This window comes from Pseudoalteromonas sp. MMG033, assembly GCF_057197785.1.
Window position 1 is genome coordinate 4,384,187 of the sequence record NZ_CM170070.1, and the last position, 21,833, is coordinate 4,406,019.

A 21,833-nucleotide genomic window follows, 5' to 3' on the forward strand; every position below is an offset into this window, starting at 1 on the left:
TCTCAGTTTGAGAAATTTTAATATTGCACACTTTGAACTAATTGTCAGGAAAAATTCAAAAAACAGCCATATTCAGATACAAAAAAACGGCCTAAAAAAGACCGTTTTTATTTTTAAAATCAGATAGTTATTTAACACCCAACTCTCTTAGGCGTTCTTGCAAATATGAGTCTGCAGTATAACGCTCTGATAGTACAACCTCTGGTTTAGGGTGTAAAAACAGCGGCAATGAAATTCGAGATTTATCACTCGCTTTACCCGTTGGGTTGATCACTCGGTGAATTGTAGATGGGAAGTAACCACCTGATGCTTCTTGCAACATATCACCAATGTTGATGATCAATGAACCAAAATCACATGGTACATCTAACCAGCTGCCGTCACCTCTTTGAACTTGTAATCCAGGTTCATTTGAAGCTGGTAATACAGTCAGTAGGTTAATGTCACCATGTGCTGCTGCACGAATTGCGCCAGGCTCTTCGTCTCCAGTCATTGGTGGGTAGTGTAAAACGCGTAATAGCGTTTGGTCTGAGTCTTTGATCATATCTTTAAGATCGATCGAAAACTTAGCACGTACATCTTCAGGCGCTTCCGCTTGAACCCAGCTTAATAGCTCAGCTGCAAACTCATTTGCAAGGCGGTAGTATTCTCTGATCTCAGCTTCAAGCTGAGCAGGAACGCGACCTTTTGGATAAACGTGAAAATATTCCTTAATATCTTTTACAGTAAAGCCTTTAGCGACTTCTGAAACTTCCGGTGGGAAATAGCCGTCTTGAGTGTCCTTGTCAAATAGGAAGTCGTGCTTTTCTTCTGTGTAGAAGAACTCTTGCCAGTTTTTATATATAGACTCTACAAGCTCTTTCGGGATTGGGTGGTTTTTAAGTACACCAAAACCTGTGTTACGAAGAGACTCAACAAATTCTTTTGCTGCTGTAGATGACTTATAGTCAACTGTAGGTAGCTGTTGCATAATGGTTCCACCAATTTTTTTGCGTGACTTCAATTCAAAACATTAATCATAAGAATTATTTATAATTAATACTCGAACAAAGATATAATATCTTTGCCCGCGAGCTTAGTGAAATAAAGCCTCTCACATAAGGACTTATGTCCTCATTGATAGTGATAATTCTCTAAGATTGATTCAGATCAACCTGAATTTATTGGAATTTCAATCTGCCACTCCAAACCCCTCCCCTGCTCACTGAGGTGATAAGTACCATTCAGAGCACTGTCAATTAAATTGGCCGTAACGGACGCACTTAACCCAACATGGCCACTATTACCACGCTTGGTGGTAATGAAAGGCTTGAGCAATTCATCAATTGTGATACCTTGCAGCCCATTGCCATGATCATAATACAAAAAGCAAATGTGCTGACCCTTTTTTGATACTTCGATGGTAAGTGCCTTGCCTTCAACTAATTCTGCATGCGCCAAGGAGTTATCCAATAGACTATCAAATACACTCAACAAGATGTCTCTATCCGCTACAAAGTTCATCTCTACTGCACTTATCTCGAGCATAACGCCTTTTTTTGAGCAAGCGCTTTTTAAATCGTTTAAAAAGGAAATGGTGTTTAACGGTTCTGGTGAAGTCGGCCTTTCAATTTGCGCAATATCTTTCAGTACTTTTACAAATTTAGCTACGCGCTGAAGATTACGCTCGCACAAAGCAACACCTTGCTTTGAGTCATCTAACCCATCTTTGAGCTGCTCAGCACTGAGCGTTTGGTTATCAAATGACTCAATTAACTGAGTCAATACGCCATCAAAATGCGTCGATGCCGTGATTGCGGCGCCTAAAGGTGTATTAATTTCGTGGGCAATGCCCACCACCATTTGATTCATCACTTGAGATAGCTGCTGCCTTACAGCTAACTTATTGGCTTCTATTAACTTAAGCTGGGTATTTACTCTAGCAAGTACCTCTGCAGGTTTGAACGGTTTAGTAATGTAGTCAACTCCCCCAACTTCCAACGCTTCAACAATCTGATCTGTTTCTCGCTCTGCGCTGACAAAAATAACTGGGATATGCGTTGTGCATGATGATTTCTTGAGCAATTTACATAATTCCAATCCATCCATATTTGGCATATTAATGTCAGAAATAATTAATTCTGGTAAATGTGCTTGAGCAATTGTCATTGCTACTTCACCACTAATGGCGGCATACACTTTGTGGCCTTCATTACGTAATATCAATTGAAGTATTTGTAAGTTCTCAGCAATGTCATCAACAATGAGAATATCTGCCATCTTCGCCACCTTCTGAATTTAACTTGTTCCCTCAGCCAAAGCACTGCGCTTGTTAATTACGAGAGCACGACTATGGTTAATATTAGTCAAGTTTCGGAAAGTAAGTTATGTCAATAAAAACAATGTTCCATTCGTTTTTTGTACTACTCCCCGCGCTTCTTATTATCAGCCTCATAGTGATGTCTAATTGGGAAAACGAAATGGGATCTCATGAGCAGCATATTGAGCAGCTTAATGAGCAATTTGAAGTGTTAAATCAACTCAACACGATGAACCTTTCCTTATTTTTTAACATCAATCGCTACCTTAATAGCGAATTAAGCGAACAAACATCGATATCAATTAAACAGCAGCTCATTAGCTCAAAAGTGTCATTAGAGGCGCTACAGTCAAAAATTGCGCATTACCCGGAACAAAGTGACTTAACATCAGCATTCAATGCCTATGTCGTCATGCAGTCTGTATATGAAGCGCTCGACTCAACAAAAGCTAGCGCCCAAAACACCGCGTTGCTTAAAGTCCACCAACAAACAACAAGCGCCATTAATACGGCTCTAAAGTCGACTAAAAATCAACTAAAAAATGCCAAACAACAACTACACGACGGAAGTAGCAACCTATTATTTTATCTTTGGGTGAGCTTAATCTCTTTATTGCTATTCGCACTTTTCATTTTTTATTACTTAAACAAACGTTTGATAACGCCCTTCACATTGCTCCATCGCGCATTTTGTATAGACAAAAATTACAACGGTCGCAGCATCTCCTTGCCGGCAGAACTTAGCGGTGAAGTAGCAGATATTGTGCAAGCGGTTTCCAAAACCTACCAAAAGCTCGATGAACGTGCTGATACGGCAAAAATAAGACATGCATTCAGTGAAGATATTCGCCATTGTAGTTCTCCCAATCAAATGAGAACCGTTGCGGCAAACTTTCTTGCTGAGCATTTTCATAGTCCCAGCGTAGCCATATACCGGTATGAAGATGACCACTTTATTCAGCAGTCTTTAGTGGGTTTTGCTGCATATTTTGACGAGCAATCGATTCAAGTAAAAAAACTTATCTCAGAGCAAAGTTCGCAAGCTTTTATCAGTGACGGACAAAATGCAGTATTGCATAAAGACGGTTTAACACTTGAAGTGCACACTATTTTATATATCCCTTTGGTTATCAACGAAGAGCTTTCAGGCGCCGTCGTTATTACATTTACCAGCCCGCCAAAAGAGGTGCAAAGCCACTGTTTAAAACTTTTATGCGAAGACTTAAGCATTCAGTTACGACTCAGTGAGAATACCCAAAAGCAAGTAGAGGCCGAAAATGCACTGGCAGCCCATTTAGAACTAACCTTGCACATTATTAATGCCATTCCTAACCCCACTTATTATCGAGATAAAAAAGGGATTTTTATGGGGGTTAACAGAGCTTTTCTAGCTTTTATTGATAAGTTTGAAGTCGAGGTCACTGACTCTCATTTAAATGATGTTTTTGACCAGCAAACTGCGACTTATCTAGATACCAAATCACAACGCACCATTGAAGAAAAAGACGCGCACTCTTTTGCGCTTGCAATGGAAAACAGTCTTAATGAACCCAGAGAGTTGGTGGTGTATGAGGCACCATTTTTTGACAGCGCAGGTGCAGTCGGCGGTGTCGTAGGCACTTTTTTAGATGTTACTGAGCGCAACGAATTAGAGCGACAAATGCTCACAGCAAAAGAAGAAGCAGACAAAAACGCGCAAATTAAAGGCGAGTTTTTAGCTAATATGAGCCATGAGATCCGCTCCCCAATGAACGCCATTATCGGTATGGCGCATTTAGCGATCAATTCAGACCTAAATCCGAAGCAACTCGGCTATGTTACAAAAATAGATTATGCAGCAAAACAACTACTTAAGCTGATTAATGATATTTTAGATTTCTCTAAAATTGAAGCTGGCAAAGTTGAAATCGAGCATATTCCTTATGAATTGGATAAAGTTCTCGATAATGTCACCACCATAGTTGGTCTCAAAGCACAAGAAAAGCAGCTCGACCTGGTATTTAATATGCCAACAGACATGCCTAACAACTTTATTGGCGATCCGCTGAGACTCTCACAAATTCTCATTAATTTGGCTGGCAATGCAGTTAAATTTACCGAAACAGGCGGTGTGACCTTAGCGATTACTCTTTTAGATATGCAATCAGATCAGGTCAAATTAACTTTCTCAGTGAAAGATACTGGGATAGGTATGAGTGCGGAGCAACAGACTAAGCTCTTTCAATCCTTTTCTCAGGCCGATACATCCACCACGCGAAAATACGGTGGTACTGGACTCGGACTAACGATCTCTCAACAATTAGTGAAGCTACTGGGCGGAGAGATTTTCGTCGAGAGTGAACTTGGTTGTGGCTCACAGTTTTATTTTACCTTACCAATGGAGATCAACAATTACGCCTCAAAATCTGTTGACAAGTCGCATACCTTCAGTAGTAAAAAAGCCTGTGTTATTGATGATAATGAAGATGCACGAGATATTTTAGAAACCATGCTCGAATCGCTAGGGTTTGAAGTGACGTTATATGAGAGCGGCAAACATTTTATAGACAAGTTAAGTCCTTCGACCAGTCGCTACGACATTATGTTCGTGGACTGGCATATGCCAAACATCAATGGCATAGATACCATTGAGTACTTAAAACAAAGCGGCTTACAAAATTACTTTGTATTAGTGACCGCTCATGGCCATGAGGTTGGCTTTAAAGAGGCGCATCAAAGCATGATAGATAGCATGCTCTTCAAGCCTTTTAACCCTTCAAGTCTGCTTGACTGTTTACAGGAGTGCTTTGGCGCAAGCACAGTAAGCCAAACAACGAAAAACCCTGTTGATAATCAACAAGCCCTCAAAGACTTAAAGATACTGGTTGCTGAAGATCAGCCTGTGAATCAAGAAATTGCGGTAGAGATTTTAAGCTTTCATGGCGCACAAGTCAGCGTCGCGTGTAATGGCGAAATGGCATTCAAAGCAGTACAAGATAATCACTTTGATATTGTACTTATGGATATGCAAATGCCAGTTATGGACGGCGTAGAAGCAACAAAAGCAATCCGCCAATCAATCCCTAATACCCACCTTCCTATTTTAGCAATGACAGCAAATGCAATGGGCCCGGATATTCAATTGTGCCTAGATGCAGGTATGAATGGCCATGTCGCTAAACCGATTGATGTGGACGGCCTTATTAGCTCAATTCTTAAAGCACTTACCCTGCAAACATCAAACACGCCAGAGATTGAGGTTGAAGATATACCAGAACATTCTGAAAAAGACATAGATATTGTTTTAACCGGTATCAATATTGAAGAAGGCGTAGAGCGAGCTGCAAATAACGAAGCCATTTATTTTAAGCTTTTAAACAAATTTATTTCTCAGCAAGTCGAGGAAATCATCAACTTACAACAGTCAATTAGCATGGGAAATAAGGAGCTTGCATTGGACATACTCCACGCCATGAAGGGGGCTGGTGCAAACCTGTCCATGGATTACTTCTCAGAAGTAGCAGCAGATATAGAAGAGCAAGTTAAATCCGATAATATCGACTTAGCACTACTCGAAACTCTGGCTGACTATATCAGTGATACAAAAAATAAAGCCGCCTTACTGCTTCAACAAAGTCACATCCAAAATACACCAACACAATCATTTTCAATCGGTGAATTTGCTCAGGCATTAAAAGAGTATGACTCAAAAGCGACGGATATGGTTGAACAACTTGAAACCAACGACGCACTGGATGAGAAAACAGTTAAAGAACTCAAAGTGATGATATCTAGGTTTGAATTCTCAGAGGCATATAACCTACTGCAAAATACGGTGGGTGAGTTAGAGAGCGAATAAAACATCATGCAGCTTATTTTGACCACATGATGTCTTACACCAAAGAGCTTATAAGCCTAGCTCTGCCATAAAGTCATCATCAGCAGCATCTTCTTGTGGCTCAGCTGGTTTTGCAGCCTTCACTTTTGCAGATGAAGAAGTCTGGTTTGCAATAATATCGTCCGGGTCTACCGCTTCTGCAATATCAAAATCATGGAGCTTAATAAACTCAGTCTTATCCATTGCTAGCTCAAGATAGAATATATTCTGCCCTTGCGTCGTGAATGTCACTCGTCTTGCTTGTGGTCTGTCCATGGTTGTATCAACCGAGATTTGCACCTGCTTATTAATTGCCATCATTTTCGGCTGGTTTTGCGTAATTGAGGTATGTAATTGCTCTCTTACTTTACCTGTAAAATCACCAACAATTTGGTTCATCAATTCACCCATGACGTTTGATACATCGTCAGATAGGTGGCTTTGTGCAATTTCACTCTCCGGCATGCCCATGTTGCGCATGTAATCTTGGTAGATTTCCATCGCTGCCTGAGCTGTGAAGTTAGTCACAACGAGCCCTGTAAACCCGCCATCGAACAACACAAAACAGCCGATATCCGGTCGCATGCAGGTACGCGTGATCTTTTGAACCATCGCCGAATATGAAATTTGGTTTCCACTCGCTGATGAAAGCACTTCAGTCACTGAGTGACACAAGGTTGATAGGATATCTTCTGTACTGACAACTTTATTTTTCGCCATTTTTTATCTCATTTTTTACTTCTTATGACTAATAGTAGCCAAGCTACTCAATTTATCACTGACTATCCAGTATAAAATGCTAAAATAGCGAGATTATTTTTGTATGAGAGTAGTATTGTGACTGGCAAAGACAGTATTTATGCCGCAGAGCAAGAAGTAAAAGACTTTACATTTGACGCAAATGTCGTCGAAGTGTTCCCAGACATGATCCAAAGGTCAGTTCCCGGGTACGCCACAATGGTCAGTACGATGGGTAAACTTGCAGGTCAGTTTGCGCAAAGTAATTCAAATTTGTATGACTTAGGGTGCTCTTTGGGCGCTGTGACGCTCAGTATGCGTCGTAACATAGACAAAGAAAACTGCCAGATAATCGCCATTGATAACTCTGCGCCTATGGTTGAGCGCTGTAAGTTACACCTCAAAGGCTTTAAATCAGAAGTGCCTGTAAATGTTCAACTGGGTGACATTAATGACATCCAAATTGAAAATGCCAGCGTGGTTGCAATGAACTTCACGCTGCAGTTCATCCCGCAAGATCAAAGGCAAGCCGTACTTGAAAAAATCTATGCCGGCTTAAAGCCCGGTGGTGTTTTGCTTTTATCAGAAAAGATCAAAGGCGAAAACGATATCAAAGATAACTTGTTGATTGACCTGCACCATGATTTCAAACGCCAAAATGGCTATTCAGAATTAGAGATAAGCCAAAAAAGAACTGCAATTGAAAACATCATGCGCACTGATGCCCTTAGCACCCATAGAGAAAGACTGGAGAGTGTCGGTTTCTCAAACACGCAAGTGTGGTATCAGTGCTTTAACTTTTGCTCAATGGTCGCAATAAAATAACGAGGATATTATGAATACTTGGTTTAATGACTTTTACGCAGCCATTGCTAAAAACCAGCTCAGTCATTGGTTAGATACTTTGCCTGCCCAGTTAACACACTGGCAAAAAGAAGCACAACATGGTGATTGGCCAAAATGGGAAAAGGTCCTTAAAAACTTACCTGAGTCAACGACCACACACATCAACATCACTGATCGTGTCGAGTTTGGCTTAAGCGAAGAGCTTTCAGAAGGCCATACAAAACAGCTTACCCATTTATTAAAGCGCATGATGCCATGGCGAAAAGGCCCCTTCCATATCCATGGCATTCACATTGACACTGAATGGCGAAGTGATTGGAAGTGGGACAGACTATTGCCACACATTAGTGACCTGCACGGTAGAACCGTTTTAGATATTGGCTGTGGCTCTGGTTATCACTTATGGCGTATGAAAGGCGCTGGTGCAGACTTTGTAGTCGGTATTGACCCATCAGATCTGTTTTTAAGTCAATTCCAAGCTGTTAAACACTTTAATCCAGATCCAAATGTACATTTACTGCCATTAGGCGTAGAGCAGTTACCCGAACTTAAAGCATTTGACACGGTGTTTTCTATGGGAGTGCTTTATCACAGACGCTCACCGATAGACTTTTTAAGTCAATTGCGTGCACAACTTCGTAAAGGTGGCGAGCTTGTACTTGAAACCTTAGTAATAGAAGGCGATGTAAATACTGTGCTAGTACCGACTGATCGCTATGCCAAAATGCGTAATGTCTGGTATATCCCAAGCTGTGATGCACTGAAGCTGTGGTTAGAGCGCGTTGGCTTTAAGAACGTTCGTGTTGTCAACAAAGACACCACTTCATTAGATGAACAGCGCAAGACTGAGTGGATGGAAACTGAGTCACTTGCAGATTTCTTAGACCCACTAGACCCAAGCAAAACGATTGAGGGTTACCCTGCTCCACTGCGCGCTATATTCATAGCTGAAGCATAATCTTGTTAAGTTATCGAGATTAAAAAAGCCGCTCAATTGAGCGGCTTTTTTATTTATCCAGCAGGATAAATGTAGCTTGATTGTAGACCTAATGGAATACTCAAACCCCAATAAGCCAACAAGAAAATACTCCAACCGATTAGGAAGGCGATTGAGTATGGGATCATCAGTGCTATCAAAGTACCGATACCTGTGTTCTTCACATACTTTTGACAATAAACCACAACAAGCGGGAAGTATGGCATAAGCGGTGTGATAATATTCGAGCTTGAATCACCTACACGATAAGCGGCTTGCGTCAAATCAGGTGATAGACCAAGTTGCATCAGCATTGGAACAAAGATAGGACCTAGCAACGCCCACTTAGCAGAGCTTGAACCAACAAATAAGTTCACAAACGCAGTCAAGAAAATAATCCCTACTACAGTCACTGAACTTGGTAATGCGAGCGCTTTAAGTACCTCAGCCCCTTCAATGGCAAGTAATGCACCTAAATTAGATTGGCTGAATGCACTGATAAATAGCGCACAGAAGAACGCCATTACAATGTAGTAAGCCATGCTGCCCATTGACTTACTCATGGCATCAATCATGTCTTTAGATGATTTAAAGGTACCAACCAAGAAGCCATACACTGCGCCAGGTACCCAAAACAGTAAGAAAATAAGCGGTACAATAGATTGCATAAGCGGCGCTGTAAATTCAGTCAGCGAGCCGTTTGGACTGCGTAGCGCTGAATCTTCACCACTTGCAGCGTAAACCAATAACGCAATACCTGATAACATCACGCCAGATGCAGCTAAAAATGCACGTTTTTCTTTTGCATTCACTTCATCAAAAGAAGGTAAGCTGTTTGTATCACCATCGATCTCTGTATTTTTAAGACGAGGCTCGATAATTTTGTCCGTGATGTACCAACCAAGAAGGATAATGAACAAGCTAGAAGCTGAGGTGAAGAACCAGTTGTTCAGTGGGTTAATTGCAATCTCAGGATCGATAATATGTGCTGCGCTTTGTGTAAAGCTTTGCAGTAACGGGTCAATACCTGATGGGATGAAGTTAGCGCTAAATCCACCACTTACACCTGCGAACGCTGCTGCAATACCCGCAAGTGGGTGACGGCCCATGGCATAGAAAATAACACCAGCCAATGGAATAACCAATACATAACCTGCATCAGTTGCTGTGTGGCTCACAATCGCAATTAAAATGATTGATGGTGTCAATAATGCTTGAGGTGTGCGTTTTAGCATGAGTTTCAAGCCCGTGTTAATGTAACCAGAGTGCTCAGCAACACCAACACCTAACATCGCGACTAATACAACACCTAAAGGTGCAAATCCTGTGAACGTCTTAACCATATTGGCTAAGAAACTGGCGAGTGAATCACCACTTAGTAAGTTATGAACAACGATAGCTTCACCAGTACGCGGGTCTATCGCATCAAAAGTCGTGCTTGAAAAAATCCAAGAAAGGAACCATATCAGCAGCATCGCTGACAAGAAAATAATAGCAGGATCAGGGAGTTTATTCCCCACACGTTCGATCCCGTTAAGAAAACGTGCAACTGCCCCACTCGGCGCTGCCGCTTCTGGTGATTGACTCATAATTATTCCCAAACAGTAAAATTATCTAACCTTAACTTAACAAAGCGAATGAAAGCAATAAAACGTCCCTGAATTACCAACTAGTTGATTACTTTACAGGCAAAAAATACAAATTTAATCCTATCAGCACAAAATTTAGCAGGTACTACTATACTCATCTAACGTCAGTGCAATTACCCAAATTTGATGTTTAGCATCGAGATGGAAGAACTATGATAGAAATAGATAATGTTATTCTTAATGATGTAGAAAAAGGTTTTTCCCTTCCACCGAAACCAGAATTACTTACTCACTTACATGAACTTCTACAATCAAGCGAGCCAGAGCTTGGCCAAATTGCGGATCTCATTGCCACAGACGTGGCGACTTCTGCGGCCGTATTAAAAGTGATTAACTCCTCATCATATGGTTTTTCACGGACAATCACTGATATTAGACAAGCTGTTATGTTTCTCGGTTTAAACAGTGTAACTCACCTTGTTACAGGCTTTTTACTAAAGCAAGCATTTGATCAATCTCGGTGCTGTATAAGCTTGGAGAGATTTTGGGACACCGCAAACGAGATATCTGAAGTTGCAATGATCATTGGCCGCAAAATTCCAGTGAAAATTCCATTAGAAAGTTTGCATATGCTCGGGCTATTTCACGATGCAGGCATCCCTGCTATGGCATTAAAATTTGATGACTATGCCAATGTACTTTCTTGCGCGAATAGCAACTATGATATGTTACTGGTAGAACAAGAAGAAGCTATATATAGTACCAATCACGCAACCATTGGGTATTTTCTTGCCAATAGCTGGAACCTGCCCAAGCCCATCTGCAAGCTCATACTCAGACACCATGATATGGAGTTTTTTAAAGAAAACCACGACATAGAGCACGTATGCACCATGGCAACGCTAAAAATGGCAGAGCACTTGGTGCAAGTAAATAAACGTTTTGTTTCAGTACCAGACTGGGCATATATAAAAACAGATGTGCTTCATGTTTTAGAGCTAGATGAAGACGCGTATCAAGACATAAAAGATGACGTAGAAGAAATATTCAATTAATTGCCAATGCGTTTGGCATGTTGCGTGCTAATTTTTGACACATACATGCCAAAGCCCAAACCAAAAACCACCTGTTTTATCCCCCAACAGCCAAACTTTAAATAAATGTAAATGAAAGTGCATTTAACGCTATGATTATGAGTTTAAAACGATTAGAATAGCGAGTTCCAAATTTAACTACAAGATAGGTGTTTTTTTCAGCATCGGTTATATCTCCGACGGCTGATAAAAGGAAAAAGCGTGCAGTATTCAGACCTAAAAATTGCAATAGTCGACGATAACAGCGACAACATTAGATTTTTAGAAGCTTTGCTAAACAAGCAAGGTGTGTCTCATGTTCGATCTTACCGCTCTGGTAGTGCTTTTGAGCGTTCAGCTAAGCAAAATATTTATGATATTGTATTTTTAGATAACCAAGTTGATACCATAAAAAACCTTTATGATTTGTCAGCGAGCTCGTGTACAACGAAACATTGCCACCCATGACCAGACTTGTGTATATGGCAAAAAGGCAAAGTGCATTTGACTACGCTTGTGAGTATCCATTTCATAGTAACCAACTGCTGGAAGTACCTTATACTCCACAAGATCTCGCGAACATTTTGAAAGAACATACGCTTCAAGTTAAAGAGTTTAAACTTGCTTACCAATTCATCAGGGCAAAAAAATTCAAAAATGCATTATTAAAACTCAAAGAATTACGTAATCAAGAGTATCCAAATTATTTAAAAAAAGCGCGAAATCAATTACTTGTCAACTTACTACTTAAACTCGGGCACTATTCATTAGCAAAAAAGCTGCTTTTACCTTTGGCTGAGCGTAACATCCAATGGGCTAAATGGTCACTGTTTCATGTCAACTATGAGCTAAAAGATTTTGAAGCCTGTAAAGGCTTTTTATCAGAGCCGCAAACACGACAAGATTACCCTGTTCGTGTTTTTTATTGGCAAATATACATTGCATTTCAGACAGATAACCGAGACCTTGCGACAGCTCAAGTGCTGGCATTTCCTATTGAAGATATGTCACTTAGTATGTTCCGGCTAAGCCTGATGGTTTTGCATGTTTGCAAAGAACATGACGCCATAGATAATTTAATTAGGCGCAAAGAGCGTGCTTACAGTGAAGATCCTGCTCTGTCTACTTTACTATCGGCCTTATCGATTAAAATTCGTTGCTTAGAAACATTAGACAATAAAGAAGCAATTGAACCTAAAATACTGAAATCAATTCAAACTGATTTGAAAACGGCCATTACACGACATGCATCAAACATGCAAAAATACTGCTCTGATGAATTTAATTTGCTGTTGATCATGATGATGTTACTAGAGGGCAAAGAGGCTGATGCCAGCGCAAAGCTTTTGCAACTTAGCCATAGTGTATTAGATGATCCAAGTGCGGCGACACTCGTTGCTTACTTATTCTTCCTCGTAAAGGATATGGATCACGCTAGAGAAATGCTATTTAACGCCCATAGAGCACTTGGCAAGCAACATAGAAATAGCCACTATGTGTTAGCAGGCTTAATGCACAGAGAAGTCTTTGCTAAAATTTACCAAGAGGAATCGGAGCAACAGGAAGCTTATATGCAATTTGCCTCTCGGCTGTTTGATTCGGGTGAATATAAAGACACCATAAAAATGTGCAGTAAAGCGCTAAGAAGTGGTATTAATGACCAAGCGCTGAATGACTTATTATTGCGCTCAAGTCGTGAGGCGGGTTTAAAAGAGCAAGACTACATTCATTATTTACAGCAAACTAAACTAAGGCAAACAGTTGTAAGCTAATAACTAGTAAAGTCTGCTTTCTCATTAACACCCTGTTACAAAAAGCTTTTTACATTTTACTTGCCTATAAATTCATCAGGTAAATTGTGCACTCAGTCGTAAAATACTTGCGAGGGTTCTGCTAGCCTGCCTAGACTATTTTTGAAAAAAATAATCATAAGAAGAAAACATGTTCAATAAAACACTCCTAGCTTCAGCTTTCATTTTTTCCACTAGTAACGTGTTCGCAAACACCCTGATACTCAAAGCGGACGCAGCACTTGATGTGAAATCGGGACAACTCATTACCCCTGCAACGATTGTCGTTGAAGATAAAGCCATTATTTCAGTCACCCAGCATACTCCCAAAGAGACCGTCAGCTCAGATGCCAAAGTCATTAATTTAAAAGGCCATACATTGGTGCCCGGATTATTTGATATGCACGTTCACCTTACAGGTGATGCATCCGTGCACGGTTATGAAAGGCTGCGACGAACTGTTCCTCGCTCGGCGATTACAGGGGCGATAAACGCAAAGCGTACGCTAGAAGCAGGTTTTACATCTGTTAGAAACTTAGGCGCGTCTGGCTATGCAGATCTTGCTATCCGTGATGCCATTTATGATGGAGACATCCCGGGGCCTCGAGTCTTTGCATCAGGGCCCGCGATAGGTATTACAGGAGGGCATTGTGATATTAATGCATTTACTCATGAGCACAAAGTTGTCTCCGAAGGAGTCGCAGATGGGCCATGGGCAGTTCGACATAAAGTACGTGAAAATGTGAAATATGGTGTTGATGTTATCAAGTTCTGCGCAACAGGCGGTGTTATGTCAACAGGTACCAAAGTAGGCGCTCAGCAATACTCGTTTGAAGAAATGGAAGCGCTTGTGAATGAAGTGCATATGCGAGGGCTGACAGTCGCAGCACATGCTCATGGTACGAATGGGATCAAATCGGCGATCCGAGCAGGCGTTGACTCTGTAGAGCATGTCAGTTTTTTAGATGATGAGGCAATACAGCTTGCACTAAAACATGGTACTTACTTCTCTATGGATATATACACAACTGAGTACATATTGGGAGAAGGTGCAAAAGCAGGTATACCAGAAGAAAGCCTGCAAAAAGAGCGCAAAGTTGGTTCAATTCAGCGTGATAGTTTTACTAAAGCAGTCAAAGCAGGCGTTAATATGGTTTTTGGTTCAGATGGCGGTATTTACCCACACGGAGATAACGCTAAGCAATTTAGTCGCATGGTCCAATTTGGCATGACCGAGCTGCAAGCGTTACAAGCAGCTACTATCAACTCGGCAACCCTACTTAAATTACAGGAACATCTTGGTTCTTTAGAGCCTGGTAAACTTGCGGACATTGTGGCCGTCCCAGGTAACCCACTGGATGATATCCAAGTAATGGAAAATGTCACTTTAGTTATAAAAGATGGCAAAGTTGAAGTGGATAAGCGCTTATCAAAATAAGTATTGAACCTTTAGGCACTTAGGATAGATATCAGCAAGTATCTATCCGCCCTAACCGCTTTATTAATCCCCGATGGGGCCTCTAATTCTCAGATCTAGCGCTAATTTTCATTCACTGTAAAGATAATCTTTGCTGTATCCCATGAATGAAGATCCAGTGAGAACCTTTCCTTACAAAATAGTGACATAGTGGCTTGAAGACTTACGAATAACATTTCTTTTTGCCGTGAAGATTGATTTCTTTTTGCCGAAAAGCCATTTAATTAAATTCAAGCACTCATATCAGATATGACACTGCACGCTTAAGGCACAGTGTCTACAACATAAGCACAGCAAACATTTATGCTTGCGTGAAGAGCTAAAATGATTTCTTAAGCTTCTGCGTACAAATAAATATCAGAAAGTTGTAAGCCATAAAATACAACAGGCACAAGAATAATACTTGCGATAATAAATGATAGCGTGAGTGGTTTCTGACCTTTGCTCTTAACAAACTTCAAGCCAAAAGTAACCGCCAATAGTAAAGGGAGTAAATAGTGTACTTTGATTAACGGTACTAATACAAACAGTCGAGTTACTTCAACTGGATTAGGCAAATCATAAGCTTGGATCACCAGAGGGGCCCCGATTAAGGTTCCAAGGGTCAATGTTGTGACATAAAGAAGTATTAAGAACCACCAAGGCGTGGTTTCAATAAATTTGATCATATTTCTGCTTGTTCAACCGTAAATTAACGCAACATCACAGGTTTCTCACAGCACAAGTGCTGAGTTACCCACTAAGGGTGCTAATTTTATTTCATATCCAACGTATGTAAACAGTTAAATCAAAACAAGTTGATTTTTCCTGTAAATTTATCTAAGACAAATTCAACTACATGCTTATAAATCTCTATTGATTAAAAAATATAACCATTATAATCAATAAGATAAAAATCATTTCAACAAACCGCCATTACTATAAAAAACTGCCCGACAACCTTTTTGTAAAATCAATAGCAGGCAGTTAATCACTATGCCCCCCCTACTTGGCAAGTAAAATCGTATCTAACCTAAAACCTGCTTTTTTGTCGTTTACCTTCAATACAATTTCTTCTCTACCATCAAGATTGATATCATGACTATAAATATCTGTTGAAGATGCTGGCAAAGCACGCTTTATACGCTTTGCTCTGCGCGATAACCCTCTTTTGGCATCACCAAAATAAACTTTAAGTTCATTGGTGTCTGCTCTTATTAATAAATCAGTTAAGCCATCACCGTTGAAGTCTTTAAAAATAATGCCCTTACCTGCATCGCTACTTGATTCGTTCATATACATTGCGATTTCAAAGCTTTTCTTTGCCGCCGCTTTTTTTGCAAATTGGTTGTCGTTTTTTCCTTTAAAGATGCTAATTGAGCTATCGAGCACCACTTCTTTATTGTCCATCGCAGCACTGGCGATTGAAAGTATATCCATAAAACCAATATCAAAAGAGATCACTGCCAGATCATCTAGCCCGTCCCCATCGAAATCACTAATATTAGCGATCCCGCTCGTTTCTTCTAACGTCAACTCAATATCAGGGTTATCTTTAAAAACCAACCCGCTGCTTGTCTGCTGTGAAAAAAAGATCCGATGAACACTTTCACTATCCAAGTCCTTTTCTTTTCCAGTATCCTCTGACAGGCTTTCTATCGTATGGATGTCAGGATAGCCATCATTATTAAAGTCACTTAGTTTCTCGATACGCTGTTTGTTGCTCTCATCGAACTTAACGAGTATTTGTCCTTTAGCGCTAGGACCATGGTCTGTCGATGTAAAATACTGAACCCTTTTTTGCTCATAGAACATCAAGTCATCGATACCATCCCCATTCACATCAGCCAATATTGGAAATTGAGGCAATGTGTGACTGATGGTCAAATTTTTCTCGGTCGTGTGCGTCACTGTTTTGGCACGCAAAGGCAGTGATGTTTGGGAAAATTTGCCTGATTTCTGTTGGATGTAAACATGCTGTTTTTCAATGCCCGGTAAATAAAAGTCAGTCAAGCCATCACCATTCGCATCTAGCGTAAATGCTTGATGTTTAAATTGCGAAAAAGCCTCAGATTTAAATACAGAGTCAATATCTATCAGCTTACGTGCTTCAGTGTCATTAACGTGAAAAATGCCCTGCTCAGTTAACACAAATGCTTGCGTCCCTTGATGGCTTTTAAGTTTGCCAATACTATAGATAATCGGCTTTTCGGGTAGCGCTAATAAAGTGACTTGTTGAGTCTTAAGGTCTATTTTTTGTAAAAAAGCAGAATCACCATTACCGGCGACAAAGGCAGAATCAGTATCTGATATAATAAGTCTGTCATCGGCTTTGTGTTGTAAATCAATTGAGTCGCCTGCGTAAGTTAAACTGCTAAATACAGCTAAAGTGAGTAATTTTTTCATATTAGAAGTCCATTAAAAATACGTGCTATTATTCTGTAATTGTTAGATTAGATTTGGTATCACGGTTACACTTAGCCCATGACTTCTGCCTTTGGCCATTTCCATGCATATCGGATTGTCATCAAAGACAATAAAATTTCGAGCCCCGTGAGGTATAAATAAAAGCCCCACCCGGTTTCTAAATTAAGTGACACTAGCAACACAATAAACAAACCAGGAATGATGATATTTAATTTTCGATTGAAATTAGGTTTGAGTGCCAATGTTAGAAAAATCATGACACTTGGTATGGACATGAGCAGCGCGACGGCAAAGAACTCATATTGAATGCCCTTCCTATCTGCGCTGACGAGCAAGGCCTCAGACATAACACCTGGTACAAACACTTCAATATAATCACCGTAGACATAGCAAAACATCACTGCAATCCAAAGTGCTGAGATTTTCAACTTAACGTTTATTTGGTAATCCTCAAAAGGCAAGGAAATATCCTTTGTCGTATTCATATTAGCTCCGCTGTTTTAAATTAAGCCCATGCTATTGGGTGGTTGACGAAACTAAACGATATAACTTATAAATAGTTAGGTCGTCCGAGACTATAAGAGCGGACACTTTTTTAAATTAAAGTCACCCAAGGACATGCAATAAAAGGAACAGAATTTGGCTAACCCTATCGAAATTATTCTAACGATGATGATTGTTGGGCAAGTTTGCATCAGTGTGCCGATTCTTTTATCACGTGCAGTGAAAAGTGCACTAAACTGGCCTCTGGCATTGTTTTTATTCGCCAGTGGTATTTTGGCGTTAAACTCTGTGACCTCCTCTTTACTACCTGAATACTATGCTGTGTACACAGCCATTGCGTTCCCTGCCCTTTTTTTGCTTTGTCCGTCATTATGGTGTTATGTCGAGGGGCTGACAGCCGATATACCTTGGCAGTTTCATAAAAAACAGCTTTATAGATACATCTTGGCACTCCCCGCTTTACTGATTTCTGGCATGATCTTATTTTTGCCAAGCGATGTTCATACCGCCGTTTTCATCCATGACGAAGAAATAAACAGCCCCTTTGTCAGTACCTTATTCATAGGGCTTTTAATCATGATGCTGCTTTGGTTAGCTCAATGTGTCTATACCTTGATAAAAATTGTGCGGCGACTGAATCAATACCGCAAAAAACTCAAAGACGTTTTTTCAAATCACGATAAAAAAGAGCTTAACTGGATGAATTGGCTGCTTTTAATTTCAGTAAGTGTGTGGCTATGCTCCTTGGTAACCGTTTTTTCTTCGAGTTTGTTCGACCAAGCCTTATTTAATGGCAATACAGAGATGCTTCTATCTTTGCTGCTAATATGGTGCATGAGCCACTTTGGCCTGCAACAAAAGCCCGCGTTAGCTGCGTTGAATAGTGGTGATACGAAAGGCGTTTCCATTGTTCATAGCAACAGCTCAGACAGTAATAACACAGATGACCAACCCATTGTAGCCAAAAAATATCAACGCTCGGCGTTAGATAAAACACAGTCGGAGCGGATTGCAACAAAGATCAATTCAGCAATGGAGCAAGACAAGCTCTATTTAGACTCAAATTTATCACTACAACAGCTGTCTAAGCACCTCAATATTTCGCCAAACTACATATCACAGACATTGAATGAAACGCTATCCATGAGCTTTTTTGATTTTGTGAATCAATGGCGTATTGAAGCAGCCAAACCTCAAATATTGGCAAATCGCAGCACTGTGCTCGATATTGCTTTAGATGTTGGCTTTAACGCGCGATCCTCTTTTTATAAAGCATTTAAACAAGTAACAGGGCAAACCCCAAGCGAGTACCGTAAGGAGCAAGTGAATAGTTAAAAAACCACGTCGAGGAAAGACTTTAGTTTATAGTGTACGCAGGCTTTTAATGCGCTATATAAATTAATTAGCATCGCGTTACACGACACTAATTAATTTCAATTACGAGCTGCACTTTTACGCTCAATAGAACATAAAAAACTTAACGCAAACGCGGGTATACCTCAGGGATCACAGCTTCATTCAGTGCTATCATTTCATAGTAAGCAGCGATTTCTTCTTCAGTAAAGTCCCCGAGTTGTATCTCGACATACATCTCATATCCATGCGACTTTTGTGTGCTTGGCACCGCGCCTAATTGATAGATGTAATCTAAATAGTGAATTGGGTCTACATCAGATCCCAGTAACGCATCTTCGAGAATAATTGGGGTAATATCTGCTGCAATTAATTTATAGACCGCGTCATACAAGCCTAACTGAGAGACCACGCCAGAAATCACTGCCTGCGTTTTGCCAGACGCTTTAATGTCAGCAATCACAGGGTCAATATTTTTATAGCTCACAACATTGGCATTTTTGCGATATTTGGATGTGTAGGGCTTCCCTTTTTTATTCACGTGAAAACTCGGCATGTAGCTAAACAAAAACTCCTGCTCTAGTCCTAAAAATGTGAACCTAGGCTCTGTTGCAGGCTTGTTGTCGTGCTCTGCCTTACTCAAGCTTGCGTCATCCATATTAAAATTGATCATTGCCATTTTATGACGATCACCTTGATATAATTCACCTCGTTTACCAACTGCGTAGCGTGGGCTATAGATCAATTTGTCTTTAGACTCCATCGACTCCATAATTTCGCTGGCCTTTGCCAACTTAACCCCTGCTTGCTGCAAACGCTTAAAAGTAGGTCGCTCATAAATTTCTGTCGAGAACGTCGCGTCACTCGCCAAGTAGACATCAAAACCCATTTTCTTAAGTCCTAAAACGGTTTGCATAACACACACATCAGTTTCAGCACCAGCAACTACCACTCGGGAAATGCCGGCATCTGACCACGCTTGCATTGCTGCATGAATATCAGCTTCTAATGTAGAGTTAAACGTTTGCTTAAAATAGCTTTGAGTATTTTCGTCAAGCACTTGCTCAATGCGCGTTATGTAGGGCGTATAATCCAAACCTGTATCGGTTTCGAATGCTTCATACGTAATCGCAGTTGGCATATTTAAATCATTGGCTTTTTGCGCCAGTTGTGCAATACGGTCAATGCTAGAATGTAATTGAGGGTCGACATTTTGCGCCGGTATTTCCAACTCTGGATAGAAGACCTTGACCCAAAAGTCGTCACTATCCATCACATACCCTTTTTGAGCATCAATGATGAGCAACCCCGTATTTTGGGCGTTCAAATGAACATATTCACTCTTTTTTGTTTCATGAGCTAATTGCAGCCTGTCATCAATGTTACAAGCGGACAGTCCAAGCGCCAATGAAAGTATTAATAAAGACTTTTTCATAAATCACCTATTTAATTATCCTTTTTAAAGCAAGTTAACGGTTAAATTTTAAACAAACATCGATACTTAAACGTTTTGTTAACAAAGTCAAGCGAGGATATATCAAGCGATTATTTCATCTGCACTTATAACTGTGGCATTGCAAAATTTTTAAAGGTTAAGTGATATCGTGTTGAAATGAGTGCGGGTAATGTCACACTATGTTGCATTTAACCTTGTGATAGTACTGATTAAAGGATACTTTCAACCACACTGTAATAAATTTAAAAGATAATAGTAGAGATACCATGAACAGTTAAAAAGCCGATATTTGAGTAGTCTATTTTCAAATACTGGGGATAAACCATTTCTTTATTAAAAGCTGTATTTCTTCTTAGCAAGGTTTAACCACCTACGACTAGTTAAAGCTTCTCGATAAAAAGTACAACTTTTTGAAAGTTATACTTACTTTTATTTAATCCAAACATCAATCAAAAGTCACGCTAACTTCAAGAGATTAAAGCCAGCTCAGGTAAAGTCTCCTTATTGAAGCGAAATTAATACGACCAAATACCGGAGAACACATGATAAAACCAATGTACTGCTTTTTGATTGCCACAAGCGCTGTTATTAACAGCAGCTCAGTTGGAGCTAAGGAGGTCGACACTGGATTGTATGGCCCTTACTTAGGACAAACACCACCTGGGAAAACAGCCAAAGTCTTTGCGCCTGGGTTATTGAGCACACCAAAAGACCGAGAGTACACTATTTCCTTTACGCCAGATTTGAAGGAGCTCTATTTTACGCGAATGGATGCCAATACTAACAAGTGGTGGACAATGACGTACAAGCAAAAAGACAATTACTGGTATGGTTCCACATTAGCGCCAAGAGTTGGCCGCCCCACTCTCTCGCCAGATGGTAATACCTTACATCTTGGTAATAAGTACATTGGTAGAACAGACTCAGGCTGGTCACAAATCAGAAGCGTAGGTCCAATGTTCGATAACAAGGATTGGGGCATTATGCGTTTATCTTCATCGTCTTCAGGTACCTATATCCTCGATGATTATAAAAATGATGATTTACTGAGGATCTCTGAGGTAAAAAATGGTGTTAGGCAAGCGCCAAAACCATTACCTGCACATATTAATACCGGCAAATGGAATGCACATCCATTTATAGCACCTGATGACAGCTATATTATTTGGGATGGAGAAAGAAACGGAGGCTTTGGGGATACTGACCTTTATATCAGTTTTCGTAAGCCTGATGGAAATTGGGGTAAAGCGCTTAATTTAGGACCGACGGTGAATACAGCCGTTGGTGAAGCTGGCGGTTATATGTCTCCAGATGGTAAATACTTCTTTTTCAATAGAACGACGAGCACGGGAAATGGTGACATCTATTGGGTAGATTCAGAATTTATTGAAACACTTAGGCCGAAGGTTAATAACCATTGAGATAATTAAAGCCTGAAAACACACTTTGGCCGCAGCCAGCTGCAGCCAT

17 protein-coding genes are annotated in these 21,833 nt (G+C 40.3%); 9 read left to right on the top strand and 8 right to left on the bottom strand.

Annotated elements, in window-relative coordinates; translation table 11 throughout:
- Positions 1-127: 127 nt before the first annotated feature.
- Together AC2CZC_RS19105 and AC2CZC_RS19110 are read right to left on the bottom strand one after the other, a co-directional pair.
- Positions 128-970 carry an isopenicillin N synthase family dioxygenase gene (locus AC2CZC_RS19105; protein ID WP_039609055.1) on the bottom strand — a complete coding sequence of 281 codons (843 nt, stop codon included), beginning with the start codon at positions 968-970 and terminating at the stop codon, positions 128-130.
- 179 nt (positions 971-1,149) lie between these two features.
- Entirely contained in the window at positions 1,150-2,259 is a 1,110-nt protein-coding gene (locus AC2CZC_RS19110; protein ID WP_484583020.1) for a response regulator, read from the bottom strand.
- Positions 2,260-2,366: 107 nt separating this feature from the next.
- Between AC2CZC_RS19110 and AC2CZC_RS19115 the strand changes: the two genes are divergently transcribed.
- Positions 2,367-6,137: a response regulator gene (locus tag AC2CZC_RS19115; RefSeq protein ID WP_484583021.1), complete on the top strand. Its 3,771-nt coding sequence runs from the start codon at positions 2,367-2,369 to the stop codon at positions 6,135-6,137.
- 48 nt (positions 6,138-6,185) lie between these two features.
- Here the strand turns inward: AC2CZC_RS19115 and AC2CZC_RS19120 are convergent, their stop codons facing one another.
- Positions 6,186-6,875, bottom strand: a complete 690-nt coding sequence (locus AC2CZC_RS19120; RefSeq protein ID WP_484583022.1) for a DUF3334 family protein — start codon at positions 6,873-6,875, stop codon at positions 6,186-6,188.
- A gap of 117 nt (positions 6,876-6,992) precedes the next feature.
- Here AC2CZC_RS19120 and cmoA point away from each other — a divergent pair, with 117 nt between their 5' ends.
- Positions 6,993-7,718 (top strand): carboxy-S-adenosyl-L-methionine synthase CmoA, encoded by a 726-nt coding sequence (cmoA, locus tag AC2CZC_RS19125; protein ID WP_484584903.1) that lies wholly within the window; start codon positions 6,993-6,995, stop codon positions 7,716-7,718.
- A 10-nt stretch (positions 7,719-7,728) separates the two neighbouring features.
- Positions 7,729-8,697 carry a tRNA 5-methoxyuridine(34)/uridine 5-oxyacetic acid(34) synthase CmoB gene (cmoB, locus tag AC2CZC_RS19130; RefSeq protein WP_484583023.1) on the top strand — a complete coding sequence of 323 codons (969 nt, stop codon included), beginning with the start codon at positions 7,729-7,731 and terminating at the stop codon, positions 8,695-8,697.
- Between the two features lie 53 nt (positions 8,698-8,750).
- On the opposite strand, the gene AC2CZC_RS19135 is transcribed toward cmoB, so the two are convergent.
- Positions 8,751-10,304, bottom strand: a complete 1,554-nt coding sequence (locus AC2CZC_RS19135; protein ID WP_063363117.1) for an AbgT family transporter — start codon at positions 10,302-10,304, stop codon at positions 8,751-8,753.
- A 212-nt stretch (positions 10,305-10,516) separates the two neighbouring features.
- On the opposite strand from AC2CZC_RS19135, the gene AC2CZC_RS19140 reads away from it, so the two are divergent.
- From AC2CZC_RS19140 to AC2CZC_RS19155, 4 genes are all read left to right on the top strand, one after another.
- Entirely contained in the window at positions 10,517-11,359 is an 843-nt protein-coding gene (locus AC2CZC_RS19140) for an HDOD domain-containing protein (RefSeq protein ID WP_484583024.1), read from the top strand.
- A gap of 240 nt (positions 11,360-11,599) precedes the next feature.
- Entirely contained in the window at positions 11,600-11,845 is a 246-nt protein-coding gene (locus AC2CZC_RS19145; RefSeq protein WP_484583025.1) for a response regulator, read from the top strand.
- Positions 11,842-13,149, top strand: a complete 1,308-nt coding sequence (locus tag AC2CZC_RS19150) for a hypothetical protein (protein WP_484583026.1) — start codon at positions 11,842-11,844, stop codon at positions 13,147-13,149. Before AC2CZC_RS19145 ends, AC2CZC_RS19150 begins: the two co-directional genes overlap by 4 nt.
- Before the next feature lie 169 nt (positions 13,150-13,318).
- On the top strand, positions 13,319-14,605 hold the full coding sequence (locus tag AC2CZC_RS19155; RefSeq protein WP_484583027.1) for a Xaa-Pro dipeptidase: 1,287 nt from the start codon (positions 13,319-13,321) through the stop codon (positions 14,603-14,605).
- 371 nt (positions 14,606-14,976) lie between these two features.
- Here AC2CZC_RS19155 and AC2CZC_RS19160 read toward each other — a convergent pair whose 3' ends face one another.
- The 3 genes from AC2CZC_RS19160 to AC2CZC_RS19170 form a co-directional block, all read right to left on the bottom strand.
- On the bottom strand, positions 14,977-15,312 hold the full coding sequence (locus AC2CZC_RS19160) for a hypothetical protein (RefSeq protein ID WP_063363113.1): 336 nt from the start codon (positions 15,310-15,312) through the stop codon (positions 14,977-14,979).
- A 316-nt stretch (positions 15,313-15,628) separates the two neighbouring features.
- Complete coding sequence (locus tag AC2CZC_RS19165) at positions 15,629-17,029, bottom strand: FG-GAP repeat domain-containing protein (RefSeq protein WP_484583028.1); 1,401 nt, start codon at positions 17,027-17,029, stop codon at positions 15,629-15,631.
- Positions 17,030-17,100: 71 nt separating this feature from the next.
- Positions 17,101-17,535, bottom strand: coding sequence for a DUF6326 family protein (locus tag AC2CZC_RS19170; protein ID WP_484583029.1), 435 nt, complete (start codon positions 17,533-17,535; stop codon positions 17,101-17,103).
- A 154-nt stretch (positions 17,536-17,689) separates the two neighbouring features.
- Here AC2CZC_RS19170 and AC2CZC_RS19175 point away from each other — a divergent pair, with 154 nt between their 5' ends.
- Positions 17,690-18,889 (top strand): helix-turn-helix domain-containing protein, encoded by a 1,200-nt coding sequence (locus AC2CZC_RS19175; protein WP_484583030.1) that lies wholly within the window; start codon positions 17,690-17,692, stop codon positions 18,887-18,889.
- 142 nt (positions 18,890-19,031) lie between these two features.
- Here AC2CZC_RS19175 and AC2CZC_RS19180 read toward each other — a convergent pair whose 3' ends face one another.
- Entirely contained in the window at positions 19,032-20,342 is a 1,311-nt protein-coding gene (locus AC2CZC_RS19180) for a cysteine hydrolase family protein (protein WP_484583031.1), read from the bottom strand.
- Between the two features lie 563 nt (positions 20,343-20,905).
- Between AC2CZC_RS19180 and AC2CZC_RS19185 the strand changes: the two genes are divergently transcribed.
- Positions 20,906-21,784 carry a TolB family protein gene (locus tag AC2CZC_RS19185; RefSeq protein WP_484583032.1) on the top strand — a complete coding sequence of 293 codons (879 nt, stop codon included), beginning with the start codon at positions 20,906-20,908 and terminating at the stop codon, positions 21,782-21,784.
- The last annotated feature ends 49 nt before the right edge of the window (positions 21,785-21,833 follow it).